At 64.5% G+C, this 16,076-nt stretch carries 15 protein-coding genes; 11 read left to right on the forward strand and 4 right to left on the reverse strand.

The features are described from left to right. Positions 1–302: 302 nt before the first annotated feature. Positions 303–1,418 carry an AI-2E family transporter gene (locus tag G3N58_RS14570; protein WP_205999492.1) on the reverse strand — a complete coding sequence of 372 codons (1,116 nt, stop codon included), beginning with the start codon at positions 1,416–1,418 and terminating at the stop codon, positions 303–305. Positions 1,419–1,680: 262 nt separating this feature from the next. Here G3N58_RS14570 and G3N58_RS14575 point away from each other — a divergent pair, with 262 nt between their 5' ends. The 4 genes from G3N58_RS14575 (at position 1,681) to G3N58_RS14590 (ending at position 5,600) form a co-directional block, all read left to right on the forward strand. After that, positions 1,681–2,895 carry a DUF2863 family protein gene (locus tag G3N58_RS14575; protein WP_167283378.1) on the forward strand — a complete coding sequence of 405 codons (1,215 nt, stop codon included), beginning with the start codon at positions 1,681–1,683 and terminating at the stop codon, positions 2,893–2,895. Positions 2,896–3,110: 215 nt separating this feature from the next. Then, entirely contained in the window at positions 3,111–3,992 is an 882-nt protein-coding gene (locus G3N58_RS14580; protein ID WP_167047646.1) for a response regulator transcription factor, read from the forward strand. A gap of 111 nt (positions 3,993–4,103) precedes the next feature. Next, positions 4,104–4,778, forward strand: coding sequence for an energy-coupling factor ABC transporter permease (locus G3N58_RS14585; protein ID WP_167047649.1), 675 nt, complete (start codon positions 4,104–4,106; stop codon positions 4,776–4,778). Positions 4,779–4,955: 177 nt separating this feature from the next. Beyond that, complete coding sequence (locus G3N58_RS14590; RefSeq protein WP_167047652.1) at positions 4,956–5,600, forward strand: hypothetical protein; 645 nt, start codon at positions 4,956–4,958, stop codon at positions 5,598–5,600. A gap of 111 nt (positions 5,601–5,711) precedes the next feature. On the opposite strand, the gene G3N58_RS14595 is transcribed toward G3N58_RS14590, so the two are convergent. Further along, the gene (locus G3N58_RS14595; RefSeq protein ID WP_205999473.1) at positions 5,712–6,878 is read right to left on the reverse strand and encodes a M14-type cytosolic carboxypeptidase; all 1,167 of its coding nucleotides are present in this window, start codon (positions 6,876–6,878) and stop codon (positions 5,712–5,714) included. Positions 6,879–6,910: 32 nt separating this feature from the next. After that, positions 6,911–7,693, reverse strand: coding sequence for a peroxide stress protein YaaA (gene yaaA / locus G3N58_RS14600; RefSeq protein ID WP_167047658.1), 783 nt, complete (start codon positions 7,691–7,693; stop codon positions 6,911–6,913). A 61-nt stretch (positions 7,694–7,754) separates the two neighbouring features. On the opposite strand from yaaA, the gene G3N58_RS14605 reads away from it, so the two are divergent. Next, complete coding sequence (locus tag G3N58_RS14605) at positions 7,755–8,258, forward strand: putative toxin-antitoxin system toxin component, PIN family (RefSeq protein WP_205999474.1); 504 nt, start codon at positions 7,755–7,757, stop codon at positions 8,256–8,258. A gap of 48 nt (positions 8,259–8,306) precedes the next feature. Continuing rightward, positions 8,307–9,479 (forward strand): pyridoxal phosphate-dependent aminotransferase, encoded by a 1,173-nt coding sequence (locus G3N58_RS14610; protein WP_167047664.1) that lies wholly within the window; start codon positions 8,307–8,309, stop codon positions 9,477–9,479. Positions 9,480–9,690: 211 nt separating this feature from the next. Here G3N58_RS14610 and G3N58_RS14615 read toward each other — a convergent pair whose 3' ends face one another. After that, entirely contained in the window at positions 9,691–10,338 is a 648-nt protein-coding gene (locus G3N58_RS14615; RefSeq protein WP_167047667.1) for a glutathione S-transferase, read from the reverse strand. A gap of 127 nt (positions 10,339–10,465) precedes the next feature. Here G3N58_RS14615 and G3N58_RS14620 point away from each other — a divergent pair, with 127 nt between their 5' ends. The 5 genes from G3N58_RS14620 to G3N58_RS14640 all read left to right on the forward strand — a co-directional run bounded on the left by G3N58_RS14620 (position 10,466) and on the right by G3N58_RS14640 (position 16,073). Beyond that, on the forward strand, positions 10,466–12,022 hold the full coding sequence (locus tag G3N58_RS14620) for a 3-hydroxyacyl-CoA dehydrogenase (RefSeq protein WP_205999475.1): 1,557 nt from the start codon (positions 10,466–10,468) through the stop codon (positions 12,020–12,022). After that, entirely contained in the window at positions 12,019–12,807 is a 789-nt protein-coding gene (locus tag G3N58_RS14625) for an enoyl-CoA hydratase (protein ID WP_205999476.1), read from the forward strand. The genes G3N58_RS14620 and G3N58_RS14625 overlap by 4 nt, the downstream gene beginning before the upstream one ends. 33 nt (positions 12,808–12,840) lie before the next feature. Then, entirely contained in the window at positions 12,841–13,557 is a 717-nt protein-coding gene (locus tag G3N58_RS14630) for a histidine phosphatase family protein (RefSeq protein WP_205999477.1), read from the forward strand. Positions 13,558–13,577: 20 nt separating this feature from the next. Then, on the forward strand, positions 13,578–14,684 hold the full coding sequence (locus G3N58_RS14635; protein ID WP_205988766.1) for a phosphotransferase: 1,107 nt from the start codon (positions 13,578–13,580) through the stop codon (positions 14,682–14,684). A 129-nt stretch (positions 14,685–14,813) separates the two neighbouring features. Next, positions 14,814–16,073: an acyl-CoA dehydrogenase family protein gene (locus G3N58_RS14640; protein ID WP_167047682.1), complete on the forward strand. Its 1,260-nt coding sequence runs from the start codon at positions 14,814–14,816 to the stop codon at positions 16,071–16,073. The last annotated feature ends 3 nt before the right edge of the window (positions 16,074–16,076 follow it).

Genomic DNA, 16,076 nt, shown 5'->3' on the forward strand with positions numbered 1-16,076 from the left:
GCATCAAGCGCCCACACTTATCGGCTGTTGGTTTTTAAAGATCAGTCCGCTCACTCAACCATGCCCAACACCACCCGGCACCGCTTCGTTCGCGTCGCTGCGTCTGCAGCAGAGAAACGAGATTATGGAGACTTTCCGGCGCGCCGTCAACAGGTTTTAACACACTGCCCAACCTGCCTGCGCCGCGAAAACCCCTGCCATCCAGGGCCTCCCGCTTCCCCGTGCCCCGCTGGGCGGAACACGAAAGAGCGGAATTCTAGCGGGACCGGATACGACTTGCAAGTACGAATTCAGGGTTTTCCTTAGCGACCCTTGCCGAGGCCGTCCACTTCGCCAACGGCAGGCACCTTCGCATCAGGAGCCAAAGCCCCTGCGGTCGGAGCGCCAATCGCCCAGTCGTGCAGCACGGTATAAGCGACCGCCAGCAAAGTCGGTCCGATGAAAACGCCGAGGAAACCAAATGCCAACGCCCCGCCAAGGATGCCCAGCATCACCAGGATCAGCGGCATATCGCTATTCTTGCCAATCAGGATCGGCTTGATGACATTATCGGACATACCAACGACCAGCACGCCCCACACGACCAGAAAGATCGCCCACCCTGTCGCGCCGCCCTGGTACAGCCAGATCGCGGCAGGCAGCCACACGATGACCGGACCGCCCGGCACCACCGACAGAAAAAACGTCGCCAGCCCAAGCAACGCCGGAGCCGGCACGCCTGCAATCCAGCAGCCGAACCCTGCGAGAATGGCCTGCACGAGTGCCGTACCCAGAATCCCGTAGACCACGCCCTTCACCGTGCTGCCCGCCAGCGCGAGCAGATAGTCGGCGCGCTCACCGGCAATACGCCGCATGCCCGCATTCAGCCACGCGGCCGCACCTTCGCCGCCGATATAAAAGAAAAACGCCAGCACAATGCTCAGCGCCAGCAACCCCAGCCCGTGCGTCACGGCAATCGCCGCCGCCAGAATCCACTTGCCGGCGGGAGCCGCGAACGTGTGCAACTGCGCGATCAACTCCGAGTTGCTGCTCGTCACCCGCTCCCAGAAGGCTTCGATGCTCGAACCGACGAGCGGGATTCGCTGCACCCACGGCGGAAGATCCGGCAAGCCCGACTCGAAGAGTCTTTGCACCAGCGCCACGATATCGTGAACATGCGCACCGAATGCAAACCCCGCATACACGAATGGCCCAAGCACAACAACCAGAATGATCAGCACGATCAGCATCGCGGCCAGCTTGCGGCGCCCGCCGACCGCGCTCGTGAGCCGCCGGTAAAGCCCCCACGAGCTATAGCTGAGAATGGCGCCCCACAGCAGCGCGGTCGTGAAAGGTGCCAGCACCAGCAACGAGCCGCCCACGAGAACGATCAACGCGAATACAGCGGCAAGACGTTCGATCAGTTGGTCCGATTTCACGATGAATCTCCTATTGCGCCAGGCCATGGCGATGAATTGACATACGCCTGTCAGGCGCCCGCTGAACGCCGTCAGTATAGGGGCGAGTCGCGCGTCCTGAGTGACTTATGCCATTCGGCCAGGAGAACATGAGCCACGCGCGCAAAGAAGCGGCTTTCCCGTCACGAAACGATCCGATTCATGTGCCAATGCTGGCTAAACGGTATAGCGTCCCGGAAAAGATTAGAATATAAGGTTCCGTGCCTCCAATTTTTCCGGATTTATGCGCTCGCGAATCGCCAAACGTCTCCCTCCCGATGCCGACAAGCTTGTCGGTCTCTCGCTCGCGCTTTTCGCGTCGGGCAGCCGCACCGAAGATCGCTTCTGGGAAGCCAAGCTCGATGCGTTGCTGGCCAGGATCGTGCGCAACGCCAACCAGACCACGCTGGACGCCGCGCTCGATCATCTGCAGCAAAACCACCCCGACGCCTATGGCGCGCTCGCCGACATGGCGGAAACCCATAGCGAGTCGTTCCTCATCGAGCACGAAGGCGCGCCCTACGAAGCGCTGCTGATCGCCGCGCCCGTGCTCGCCTGGACCCGCTACGTGATTCCGTCCGGCCCGCTCAAGACCGACGCGGCCGACGCCTTGCGTGCGCATCTGCAGGCGCACGTGCTCGCGGCAAACACGCGCGTCGCGATGGCGCCGTTCCTGTACAGCATCGACCAGTTGCCGCGCCATCACGTCGAAACGTGGCGCATCGCCCAGCAGCTCGCGCAAGCGGCGCTCACCGGCGGCAATGCCAGGCTCAATTTCGGCGAGTTGCCGGAAACCTCGCCGATTCTCGCCGACCCGCGCTTCCTGCTGGCCGTCGTCGCAGCGCCGGTAGGCGAGGCGACCTTCCGTTGGCAGGAAGAAGAGCACGGCAGCCGCATCGAGCGCGGCCAGTGTCTCGAGCAATGGGCCACACAAGGTGGCGCGAATCTGTCGCTCGTGCTGCCGGGTTGCGAATTCGAGTGCCTGTTGCCCGACGCGTACTACTCAGCCTGCCGCGATGCCGACGAAAGCGTGCGTCCTCACACCGTGCGGACCGCCGTGCGTTATCTATTTGACACAATTGGCGCGGCGCCGCAGGACCTTCGCGCGGTGGTCGCCGGCTTCGGCGAACGACGTATCGACGAGTACCGTGTCGGCTTCACGCGCAAGGGCAGCAACGACGTGATTTACGGTGTCGTGTGGCCGCTCTACGGTCGCGAAAACGGCGAGCCGGGCATCGACGAAGAACCGCAGGAGACCGCCGGCTCGGACGACCCGCTCGAGGAAATCGTCGCACTGCTCAAGGAGACAGGCATTACTGACGTGCGTCGCCACGCGGGCCGCTTCGAGCCGGAATATTGCGACGACTGCGGCGTGCCGCTCTACGCGGACCCGCTCGGTGAGATCGTCCACGCGGAAATGCCCGAAGACGCAGAGCCCGCGCAACCACATTTCCATTGAATCTCGACGCCCGCCTCAACGCGTTATCGCAAAAAAGCCCCGCCTCGTGCGGGGCTTTTTGTTGGCGTAGCCGCGCGTCCTATGCCTTTCGGACAGCCGTCAAATCCGAGGGAATTTGTCATCATAGGACTGGTGACGCATGAAAGTGAGTGAGCCCGGTTCATGAACCGCACGAGTGCGTCGCGCTATTTCGCCCGATTAATCTGGAGACATGCATGCGCTTCTCGATTCTCAATTCAAACGCGGAACGACGTGACGGACTCAAGGCCCTGCTGAGGCAGATCGACCGGCTGGCGCGTTTTACCGAAGCCCAGGACTGGCGTCAGCTCGAGCGTCCGTTCAAGCGCTATGTGCCTGATCTCGTCGTGATCGACTGGCAGGACTGGATGTCGGTTCTGGATGTCCGCCACCTGCTCAGCGACTACCCCGACCTGCGCATCGCCGTGCTGACCGACGGCACCCCGCCCGCCCTCGTGCGCGCGCTGCTCGACGAAGGCGTGCTCGGCGTCGTGCCGCGCGACACCGATCCGTGTCTCATCGTGCGCGCCTTCGAAATGGTGCTGCTCGGCGGTCATTACGTGCCGCCCGGCGCACTCGCGCTCGATCCTCCGTTGCCATCCGACACCGCGATCCGTCTGTTCGACGAAAAAAATCCGCCGCCGCGCCGCAACCGCCTCTCGAGCGGACTGTCGCCGCGCCAGGAGCAGATCATGCGCTGCGTTCACATGGGCAGCACGAACAAGATGATCGCGCGCACGCTCGGCATTAGCGAAGGCACGGTCAAGATCCATCTGACCAGCATCTTCCAGCAGCTCGGCGCCCCCAATCGCGCCGCCGCGGTCGCGCTTTACAACGGCTGGCTCACGAACCATCTGCAAGTGCTGCACAACAACGGCGAAAGCTCCGCGCGGCCGGTAACGATGGGGCAGACCGGCGCGACTCCGCTGCGACGTCATAAGCGCGCGCGTTTTCAGTATCCGTTGCCAACCAGCGACACTACCCCGGCGCTGCCCATGGCCGCCGAACCCACGACATCGTATGGCGACCCGCCGCATCCCACGCTCCCGCCGAAGCCACTCACACCGGGTTCGACATAACGGCCGGCGTCATACGCGGCATGTCCGCGCGCGTGCGCCCAGAGAGCGGTGGCGGGAGCTGGCATGGAATCCGCTCACACCTTTTCCCGTCCAACGAGTAATATGAGACACATGGGTTTCCTATACACACCGCTTCCGTTCTGGGTCGCTGTCGGCGGCTGGGTTGCCACTGCGATGATGGTCGCGCTCGCGCTGTGGAAAAATCCTTTCAAAAGACTTCAGGACGGCACACTCCAGCACGTATGGCTCGCGATCATTGTCGCGGTGTCGGTGCTGTGGGCGAGCAATGCCTGGCTCGACGACGGCACCGTCATGCATCTGCTCGGCGCCACGCTCTTCGTCACGCTCTTCGACTGGCGGCTCGCGCTGGTCGCCATGGCGTTCGTCACGGGCCTTGCCGCCGTCGTCTTCGATGCGCCATGGCAAGGCATCGCGCTGACGTTCCTCGTGTACGGCGCGCTGCCCGTCGGTATCTCGACCCTGCTCCAGCGCATCTGCATCGCGTGGCTGCCACGCAATCTCTTCATGTTCATCTTTGGCCAGGGCTTCGTTTCTCCCGCCATTGCCGTATCACTGACCGTCGCGGCGGCGCTCGGCCTTCATGTCGCGCTGGCCGGCGGCTCGACAACCGTGGTGCCGGCCGGCTATGCGCTCAGCGTGCTGCTGCTCGCCACCGGCGAGGCGTGGTTTACCGGCATGGCAACCGCGCTGATCGCGGTTTACCGTCCCGCCTGGGTAACCACGTACGATGTCCGCCGATACCGCTTGGGCGGCCCACGCACCTGAGGATTCGTGCGTTGCTGCGAGCGCCGGTGCGTATCTGTGATAATTCAACGCCTGGTCGCGTGAGATTCAGCGAGCGTTCGCGCCAAGACTAGCCCGAATATTTGCAGCAAGATTGAACTCACCCTTTTGCAAGGCATCTTATTTGCCTCATCCCCCCATTAGCGTCTGAAGAACTAGATGGATCGCACCAACGTACCGCGCCGATTGCTGCGGGTGGTCGGCCGGCTGGCAGCCTGCGCAGCGAGTCTCTCGCTTATCTGCACTGCCCCCGCATTCGCCGATCAACTCGAGCAGCACAACGACCTCGTCAACAAGTTTATCAACGACATGCATGCGGACCCGCTCGTCGCGGACTGTGCCGCGCACGGCGACTTCGTCGCCAGCACGTCGACCGCATTCGATCACGTCGAATTTCCACCAAGCTCGTTCGATAGCGCCCACTCGTCCGTCACACCGTGGAACGATTCGTTCGACGAAGGCAAGCAGCGCGTCAAGGTGGACAGCATCGTCACCGTCGAAGGCGTCGGCGTGCCCCAGAACGGCGCCAGCGACCCCGCGGACCTGAAATTCCGCTGCGGCTATGTCGGCTCGCAGATGCTGGCGTTCAGCTGGAACGATCCGGTGCCGCCGAACCGTGCGCATAGCGAGGGATCGCGAGGCGCCTCGGGCAAGCATAAAGGCGGCAAGGGCAAGCACTCGGCGAGCGGCAAGACGTCGAAGAAGTCGGCAGCGAAGTCGTCGAAATCGGGCTCGGGTAAAGCGTCGCGCGCGACCTCGGGCAAATCGGCCACCAAAAGCACAGCGAAGAAAAAGAGCAAATAACGGCGTGGCGTTGATCGACTCGCGTCAACGCCGGCAGCTCGCTCGTCATTCCAATAAGAAAGCGGCGCGCACCGAAAAGTGCGCGCCGCGTTTCTTGCGCCCGTCCGTCTTTTACGCGAACGTCTCCACGTGCCGCAGAATGGCCTGCAACATCGCGGCGCCAAGCGATGCGCTGCGCTCGCCGTTCCAGCCCACGCGTTCATCGGGCAGATTGGCGTTGTCCTTGAACGGCATTTCCAGCGTCAGCGAGAGGCAGTCGAATTCGTTGCCGATGTACTTCGACGCGAGCTTCAAAGCATCCTCGCGATACTTGCTCGCCGCATAGCCATGCTTGTCCTGGAAATCGGGGCTCGCGTGCCTGAACGCCTCGATAAACGCATTCTGCTCGAGCGCCTGCCGTTCGGTGAAACCCGGCAGCATTTCGGAGCCCGCGACGAACACATAAGGCAGCGCCTCGTCGCCGTGGATATCGAAGAACAGATCGCAGCCCGTCGCGTGGATCGCGTCGCGCACCACCAGCACTTCGGGACTGCGCGCGGCGTCCGGCTCCATCCATTCGCGATTCAGGTTCGCGCCGGCTGCGTTGGTGCGCAGATTGCCGTGCACGCTGCCGTCCGGATTCATGTTCGGCACGATGTGGAACACGGCGTGGTCGTAGAGCTTGCGCGCGACCGGGTCGCCGGCCCAATCGCCCCAGCCGACGAGACGTTTCACGAGCCCTTCGATGAACCATTCGGCCATCGTCTCGCCGGGATGCTGGCGCGCGATCAGCCAGACCTGCTTTTTCGGCGTGGCGGGAGCGGCATCGTCGGCCTCCGGCGTCGCCAGCGTGAGCAGCGAAATGGGCCGCCCTTCGACGCTCCTGCCGAGCTCGGTGAGCGATGCGTGCGGCATCTGCTGTACGGCGCCGAGAAACTCCGCATGGCGTTCCTCGCTATACGGCTCGAAATACGCGTAGTAGATGCTGTCGAAATCGGGCGTGTGATCGATCGTCAGCACGCGGCCGTCATACGAGGTCGGCACGCGAAACCAGTTCACGCGGTCATAGCTCGCGACCGCCCGGTAATCGCGCCAGCCTTCCGCGAACGCGCACGCGGCGGCGTTCTCGAAGGTCATCACGCAGCGCTCGCCGGCCGTGCCGGACAGACGGAAATAGAACCACTGCGCGAATTCCGCGTGGCTGTCGGGCCGCACGCGCAGGCGGATATGGCCGGCGTCCTCGCAGGACAGCACTTCGACCGCCCCCGCGTCGAAATTGCTCGTAATCGATAACGTCATGAGATCCTTCCTGCCCGTGTGCAACGGACGGTTTATTCCGCGATGCGGCGGCGAAATACGTAGGTGGAATCGTTCGAGGCCTCGGCGCTGAACGCATAGCCTTCTGAGTCGAACGCCTGCAGCTGCTCGGGCTCGTCGAGGCGATGCTCGACCGCATAACGCGCCATCAGACCACGCGCGCGTTTTGCGTGGAAGCTGATGATCTTGTAGCGGCCGCCCTTCCAGTCCTCGAACACCGGCGTGACGACCGGCGCTTCGAGCAGCTTCGGCCTGACCGACTTGAAGTATTCACCCGACGCGCAATTCACGAGCACGCGCGAGCCCGCGGCGTTCTTCTTCAATTGCGCGTTCAACGCCTGCGTGATCCGCTCGCCCCAGAACGCATACAGATCCTTGCCGCGCGGATTGACGAAACGCGTGCCCATTTCGAGCCGGTACGGCTGCAGCAGATCGAGCGGACGCAGCAGGCCGTAGAGGCCGGACAGCACGCGCACATGATTCTGCGCATAGTCGAGATCGGCGGACGACAGCGTCTTCGCGTCGAAGCCTTCGTAGACGTCGCCGTTGAATGCGAGCACCGCCTGCTTGGCGTTGTGCGTGCCGAATTGCGGCGACCAGTCGGCGTAACGCTGGAAATTGAGGTGCGCGAGCTGATCGGAGATGCCCATCAGCGAGGCGATCTGTTGCGGCGACAAACTGCGCAGGCCGTCGATCAGTTCGGCTGCGTCGTCGACGAAATCGGGAATCGTGTGTTTCTTGACGTGCGGCGGGGTTGCGTAGTCGAGCGATTTCGCCGGCGACAGAACGATTATCATAGAGGCTTGCATGCAGGCACGCCGTGCCTGGCGGTCAAAGACGAAAGCCAGATTGTAACGAATGCCCGGTTCCCACGCCTCAAGCGGCGCCTTGCGCGTCGTGCTCGATTCCAATGTCTGGATCGATATTCTCGTGTTCGACGACCCGCATACGCGGCCGATCGCGGCCGCGCTCGAAAGCGGCGCGCTGGCCGCGCTGATCGACGCGCGCTGCCTCGCCGAGCTAACCTACGTGCTCGACTATCCGCAATTCGCGCACAGGAACGTCGACAAGACGGCGGCGCTCGCGTTCGTCGCGCGGTTCGCGCAGATGGTCGAGCCGCCGGCCACCGTCGAACCCACCGAGGGCGTACGGCCGCTGCCCCAATGCAAGGATCGCGACGACCAGAAGTTTCTCGAACTCGCGCACACAGCACGGGCTGACTGGCTCGTCTCGAAGGACCGCGCGGTGTTGAAGCTCGCGAAGCGGATCGCGCGCGATTTCGGCTTCCAGATCGCCCAGCCGGCGCCGTTCGTCGCGGCTGCGGGCATTGCGCAGAATCTGCCCGTTGCAACGACGCCCTGACGCTTTTCGAGAACCCGGCCCACCCATCGCCCAGCTACGAACCACGCCATGAACGCACCGCACGACACGTCCGCCAGCCCTACGTTTCCGTCCCGCCTGCCGAACGTCGGCACGACGATCTTCACCGTGATGAGCGCGCTCGCCGCGGAAAAAGGCGCGGTGAATCTGGGCCAGGGCTTTCCCGACTTCGCCTGCGATCCGCGCATCGTCGACTCGGTCGCGAACGCGATGCGCGACGGCCACAACCAGTACCCGCCGATGGCGGGCGTTCTGCCGCTGCGTCAGGCGATCGCGGAGAAGATCGCGAATCTGTATGGGCGCCGCTACGACGCAACGAACGAAATCACCGTGACGGCGGGCGCGACGCAGGCGCTCTTGACCGCGATTCTCTGCACCGTCCATCCCGGCGACGAAGTGATCGTGATCGAGCCGACCTACGACAGCTATCTGCCGTCGATCGAACTGGCGGGCGGCAAGCCGGTCTTCGTCACGCTCGAAGCGCCCGACTACGCGATCCCGTTCGACAGGCTGGCCGCCGCGATCACGCCGAAAACGCGGCTCATCATGATCAACACGCCGCACAATCCGACCGGCACAGTGTGGCGCGCGGAGGACATGCGCAAGCTCGAAGAGATCGTGCGCGGCACCAACGTGCTGATCCTCTCCGACGAAGTGTATGAGCACATGGTCTACGACGGCGCGCCACACGAAAGCGCCGCGCGCTATCCGGAACTCGCGCAGCGCAGCTTCGTCGTGTCGAGCTTCGGCAAGACCTACCACGTGACGGGCTGGAAGGTCGGCTACGTGGCGGCGCCCGCCGCGCTCACGGCCGAGTTCCGCAAGGTGCACCAGTTCAACGTGTTCACCGTCAATACGCCGATGCAGATCGGCCTCGCCGATTACATGAAGGACCCCGCGCCCTATCTCGATCTGCCGGCGTTTTATCAGAAGAAGCGCGACTTCTTCCGCGCGGGTCTCGCGAACTCGCGCTTCAGGCTGCTGCCGTGCACGGGCACCTACTTCCAGTGCGTCGACTATTCGGCGATCAGCGATCTGCCCGAAGCCGAATTCGCGCAATGGCTGACCGGCGAGATCGGCGTCGCGGCCATTCCGGTCTCGGCGTTCTACCACGAGGCGCACGAGTCGGGGGTGGTGCGCTTCTGCTTCGCCAAGCAGGAAAGCACGCTCGCCACCGCGCTCGAGCGGCTCGCGCGGCTTTGAGATGCTCCGCGCGATGTCACGAACGAATCCACGTTCCCGGCCATCGCGCATCGTTGCATGGGCGTGTGTGTTACGGCCTGCTTTGTGGTCTGCGTTACATCCGGCCCCACGGCCCGGGTCACAAGCCGATTCACAAGCCGGCTCACGGCCAGCTTCACGCCCCCACCCACACCCCTGCGCAGGCCGTCACACGCCCCACACGCCTCTTTCATCAGGCCGCGCGCGACGCCGCGATATACGCCTTGAGATCATCGGTCACGCGCTGCGCGGCGGGCCGAGCCTTGATCGTCTTGACGTAGCTCTTCCAGTCGATCCCCGCGTCGAGCAGAAAGTCGCGGCCGTAGATGGTCTGCGTCGCCGAGCCCACGAGCGGCAGGTGCACGTAGCCGGAGATATCGGCGACGCTGAAATGCTCGCCGCACAGATACGGCGCGAACTTCGCGATCCGCTTGAAGCCGGCGATGTGATGCGCGAGCAGCTTCTCGACGCGCCCCTTCGTTGCGTCGCTCACCGTGCCGCCGAAAAACGATTCCTTGTACAGATTGCGCGCCGTCAGTTCGAGATGCACGTCGACGAAGGCGATCATCTCGCGCTCCTTGGCCGCCTGCCACGGATCGGCAGAGAAGATCCGCCTGTCGGGAAAGCTCGCGGCGAGATATTCGACGATGCATTGCGATTCGCACAGATCGCCGTTCGCGGTCTGCAGATACGGTACCTTGCCAAGCGGCGAATGCGCGAGCAGCGCCTCGTCCTGGCTCGGCTTCACGAGCACCTCCTCGAACGGAATGCCGTGCTCGAGCAGCACGAACTTGACCTTGTTGTAGTAGTTGGACAGTGCGAAACCGCAGAGCTTCAACATCGGATGCCTCCTTCTTTTCGGTTGTTCGAGCCCACGCATCGCAATCGAAGCAGCGGCTTTCCATTAAATCATCCAGTAAATTGCACGATCGTGCTATTCTAAAATAACCATGGAGTCGAGCATCGCAATGAACTCTCGCAATTTCAGTATCGAGACCATCGGCATTGTCGGAACCGGTGCAATGGGCCGCGGCATCGCGCAGATCGCCGCGCTCGCGGGCCTGAGCGTGCGGCTCTTCGACACCAACTCCGCTGCCATAGGCGCCGCGCGCGACTACCTCGCGGACACTTTCGCCAAATTGACGGCCAAAGGCAAGCTCGAGCAGTCGCGCTCGCTGGCCGCGCTCGCGAACGTGAGCGGCGTGCAGAACATCGGCGAGCTGGCCGGCTGCGATCTGGTCGTCGAGGCGATCGTCGAAAAGCTCGACGTGAAGCAGGCCCTCTTTCGCGAACTCGAAACCGTCGTGAGCAGCCGCTGCATCCTCGCGTCGAATACGTCATCGCTGTCGATCACCGCGATCGCGGCGGGCTGCACCGATCCCTCGCGCGTGGTCGGTTATCACTTCTTCAATCCCGTGCCGCTGATGAAGGTCGTCGAAGTGATCGACGGGCTGCGCAGCGACCCCGAGGCCGGCAACGCGCTGATGGACCTCGCGCGCCGCATGGGTCACACGCCGGTGCGCGCGAAGGACATGCCCGGCTTCATCGTCAATCACGCGGGCCGCGGCATGAATACCGAGGGCCTGCGCGCGGCGGGCGAAGGCGTCGCGAGCTTCGCCGATATCGACCGCATCATGCGCGAGCAGGCCGGCTTCCGGCTCGGGCCGTTCGAGCTGCTGGACCTGACCGCGCTCGACGTGTCGCATCCGGTCATGGAATCGATCTATCACCAGTTCTACGAGGAACCGCGCTACACGCCGTCGCCGATCACCGGCACACGGCTGCTCGGCGGACTGCTGGGCCGCAAGACCGGCGAGGGCTTCTACCGCTACGTGGACGGCAAGCAGCAGGTGCCCGACGAAGCGCCCGCGCCGAGCGCGCTGCCGCACAGCGTATGGGTCAGCCAGCGCTACCGCAAAGCGCATGACGCAGTCGTGCAACTGATCGGCCAGGCCGGTGTGAAGCTCGACGACGGCGCGACGCCGGCCGCGAATTCGCTGATCGTCGTCACGCCGTTCGGCCACGACGCGACCACGGCCGCGGTCGACGAAGCGCTCGACGCCAGCCGCGTCGTCGCCGTCGACACGCTGTTCCCGCTCATCGGCGCGAAACGCCGCACGCTGATGACCACGCCGGCCACGACACGCGCCGCCCGCGACGCCGGACACGCGCTCTTCGCCGCCGACGGTGTACCCGTCACCGTGATCCGCGATTCGACCGGCTTCGTCGCGCAGCGCGTGGTCGCGACGATCGTCAACATCGGCTGTGACATCGCGCAAAAGCAGATCGCCACACCCGAGGACATCGACCTCGCGGTCACGCTCGGCCTCGGCTATCCGCGCGGACCGCTCGCGCTCGGTGACGCGCTCGGCGCCACCACGATTCTCGCGATCCTGCGCAACATGTTCGGCGTGCTCGGCGATCCGCGCTACCGTCCGTCGCCGTGGCTCGCGCGGCGCGCGCAGCTCGGTCTTTCGCTGACGCAGCGCGACGCCAGCGACATCTCACCGGAGGCCCGATCATGAGCGCCGCCCTGCTCGCTTCACGCCCAGCCAGCAGCGAATCGACGCTGGTCCTCACGCTGTCGAATCCCGGCGCGCGCAACGCGCTGCATCCGGACATGTACGCGGCCGGCATCGAGGCGTTCGACACCGTCGAGCGCGATCCGTCGATTCGCGCGGTCGTGATCACTGGCGCCGACAACTTCTTCTGCGCGGGCGGCAACCTGAACCGCCTGCTCGAAAATCGCGCGAAAGATCCGTCCGTGCAGGCCGAGAGTATCGACCAGCTCGGTCAGTGGATTTCGGCGCTGCGGCTGTCGTCGAAACCAGTCATTGCCGCGGTCGAAGGCGCCGCGGCCGGCGCCGGCTTTTCGCTCGCGCTCGCCTGCGATCTGATCGTCGCCGCGGACAACGCGAAGTTCGCGATGTCGTATGCACGCGTCGGCCTGACGCCCGATGGCGGCGGCTCGTGGTTCCTCGCGCAGGCGCTGCCGCGCCAGCTCGCCACCGAAGTGCTGATCGAAGCCAAGCCGATCGGCGCGGCACGTCTGCACGAACTCGGCGTCGTCAACCGGCTCACCAAGCCCGGCATCGCGCTCGATAACGCGCTGGACTGGGCCGACGAACTCGCGGCGATTTCGCCCAATTCGGTGTCACGCATCAAAGGACTGATCGCCGCGGCCGGCACGCAGCCGCTCGCGGATCATCTGGTCACGGAGCGCGACAACTTCGTCGCTTCGCTACATCACCGCGAGGGTCTCGAAGGGATCAGCGCGTTCCTCGAAAAACGCGCGCCGGTTTACAAATAGTCTGCCAATCAGCCACGAGAGAGCCGCCCGACCATGCCCGACTATCAGTTGCCGAAACGTCGCCGCATCTTCCTGATGCGCCACGGCGACGTCACCTACTTCGACGATTCCGGCCGCGCGATCGACCCCGAGACCGTGCCGCTCAACGCGAACGGCCGCGAGCAGGCGAGCGCCGCGGGCCGCCTGTTCGCCGAACAGCGGGTGCGCTTCGATCGCGTGATCGTGAGCGGCCTGCCGCGCACGATCGAAACCGCGCGACGCGTGCTCGCCGAAACGGGCCAGCAGATCGAGCCGGAAATCGAGCCCGCGTGGCAGGAAATTCGCGGCGGCAGGCTCGGCAGCATTCCGGCGAGCGATATCGAGGCGGCGTTTCTCGGCGTGTTCGACGGCATCGTGCCCGAAAGCACGCGCTTTCTCGACGGCGAAACGATCGGCGAACTGTTCGATCGCGTGCTGCCGGCCGTCGCGGCGCTGCGCGAGGACACCTCGTGGGACACCGTGCTGCTGGTGCTGCACGGCGGCGTCAATCGCGCGATCCTCTCGCACGCGCTGACAACGGGCGGCCGCACGTTCTTCGGCCATCTGTCGCAGGCGACCGGCTGCATCAACGCGCTCGACGTCGGCGCCGCGCCGCGCGACTGGGTGCTGCGCATGCTCAACCACTCGCCGCCGTCGCCGCTGCATCGTGACGTGCGCAACACCACGATGGAAATGCTTTACGCGCAATTCATCCGCTACCAGCGCAGCTGACACCGAACTGGAGGAGACACATGGCGCAAGCCACGCAGACCGGCGAACCCGCACCCAAACAGGACTACTCGGCCTTCGAAGGCACCCGTCCCGTCAACGAGCGGCAACGCTTCGACAACGACGCGCTCGCCGCGTGGCTGACCCGTCACGTCGACGGCTTCGCGGGACCGCTCACGCTCGAACAGTTCGCGGGCGGCCAGTCCAATCCGACCTTCAAGCTGATCACGCCGTCGCGCTCGTACGTGATGCGCGCGAAGCCCGGCCCCGCCGCGAAGCTGCTGCCGTCCGCGCATGCGATCGAACGCGAATACCGCGTGATGCACGCGCTGGCCGGCACCGACGTGCCGGTCGCGCAAATGCTCGCGCTGTGCGAGGACGAAAGCGTGATCGGCCGCGCGTTCTACGTGATGGAGTTCGTCGAAGGCCGCGTGCTGTGGGACCAGTCGCTGCCCGGCATGACGGCCGCTGAGCGCACGGCGATCTACGACGAAATGAATCGCGTGATCGCGGCTTTGCATAGCGTCGACGTCGCCGCCGCCGGCCTCGCCGATTACGGCAAGCCGGGCAATTACTTCGCCCGGCAGATCGGCCGCTGGAGCAAGCAGTATCTCGCGTCCGAGACCGAGCCGATCGACGCGATGCAGCGTCTGATCGAATGGCTGCCGCAACATATGCCCGCCGAAACGAGCGGCCGCACCTCGGTCGTACATGGCGATTACCGGCTCGACAATCTGATCTTCGATCGCTACGAGCCGCGCGTGCTTGCGGTGCTCGACTGGGAACTGTCGACGCTCGGCGATCCGCTCGCCGACTTCGCGTATCACTGTATGGCGTGGCACGTCGACCCGGGGCAGTTCCGCGGCATCGCGGGGCTCGACTGGAGCGCCCTCGGCATTCCCGACGAAGCACAGTACGTCGAACGCTATTGCCAGCGCACCGGCTTCGAGATTCACGGCGACTGGAACTTCTATCTGGCGTACAACATGTTCCGCATCGCCGCGATCCTGCAAGGCATCATGAAGCGCGTCGTCGACGGCACCGCATCGAGTGCGCAGGCACTCGATGCCGGCCGGCGCGCGAAGCCGATGGCCGAACTGGCCTGGCGCTACGCGCAGAAGGTGCGCTAGCCGCAAAACAATGCGCCGGGGCCGCATGCCCCGGTTATGGGCCGGGCTGGGCATCATGCCGTTATTTGTGCACGAGCTTGCGAGCCCCGCTTCAACATCATCCGCTGTCCGTTATTCGCGAGGTTTCAGATGAATTTCGATTACACCCCGAAGGTCCAGGCGTTGCGCGAAAAACTGCTCGCCTTCTTCGACGAGCATATTTATCCGAACGAGCAGGCGTTCTATGCGGAAATCGCGCGCAATCGCCAGAACGGCAACGCATGGGTGCCGACCGAGCTGATCGAGCAACTGAAGCAGAAGGCGCGCGCCGCCGGTTTGTGGAATCTGTTCCTGCCGCAATCGGAGCGCGGCGCCGGACTGACCAACCTCGAATACGCGCCGCTGTGCGAGATCATGGGCCGCGTGCCCTGGGCGCCGGAAGTGTTCAACTGCAACGCGCCCGACACCGGCAACATGGAGACGATCGAGCGCTACGGCAGCGAAGACAACAAGCGCGAATGGCTCGAACCGCTGCTGCAAGGGCAAATCCGCTCCGCGTTCCTGATGACGGAGCCGGAAGTGGCCTCGTCGGATGCGACCAACATTCAGACCCGCATCGTGCGCGATGGCGACCACTACGTGATCGACGGCCACAAGTGGTGGTCGTCGGGTGCGGGCGATCCGCGCTGCAAGGTCTATATCGTGATGGGCAAGACCGATCCCGAGGCGCCGCGCCATCAGCAGCAGTCGATGATCCTCGTGCCCGCCGACGCCGCCGGCATCACCGTGCACCGCCCGCTCACCGTGTTCGGTTACGACGACGCGCCGCACGGCCATATGGAAATCACGCTCGATAACGTGCGCGTGCCTGCCGCCAACATGCTGCTCGGCGAAGGCCGCGGCTTCGAGATCGCGCAGGGCCGCCTCGGCCCGGGGCGCATCCACCATTGCATGCGGCTCATCGGTCTCGCCGAACGCGCAATCGAGCTGATGGCGAAGCGCTCGCTGCAACGCGTCGCGTTCGGCAAGCCGGTCGCGTCGCAAGGCGTCACGCAGGAGCGTCTCGCCGAGGCGCGCTGCATGATCGAGCAGGCGCGTCTGCTGACGCTGAAGACCGCGTACATGATGGACACCGTCGGCAACAAGGGCGCGCGCGGCGAGATCGCGATGATCAAGGTGGTCGCGCCGAACATGGCGTGTCAGGTAATCGACTGGGCGATTCAGGCGCACGGCGGCGGCGGTGTCAGCGACGACTTTCCGCTCGCCTATGCCTACGCATCGGCACGCACGCTGCGTTTCGCCGACGGCCCCGACGAAGTGCATCGCAATGCCATCGCCAAGCTCGAACTCGCACGCCATCTGGATGCGGGCGCGGCCGCTCGCGTGGAGATGCCGGTCACGCGCGTTTGAGTT

Origin of the sequence: Paraburkholderia sp. Ac-20342 (assembly GCF_017104985.1) — a bacterium.
Lineage (GTDB): Bacteria > Pseudomonadota > Gammaproteobacteria > Burkholderiales > Burkholderiaceae > Paraburkholderia.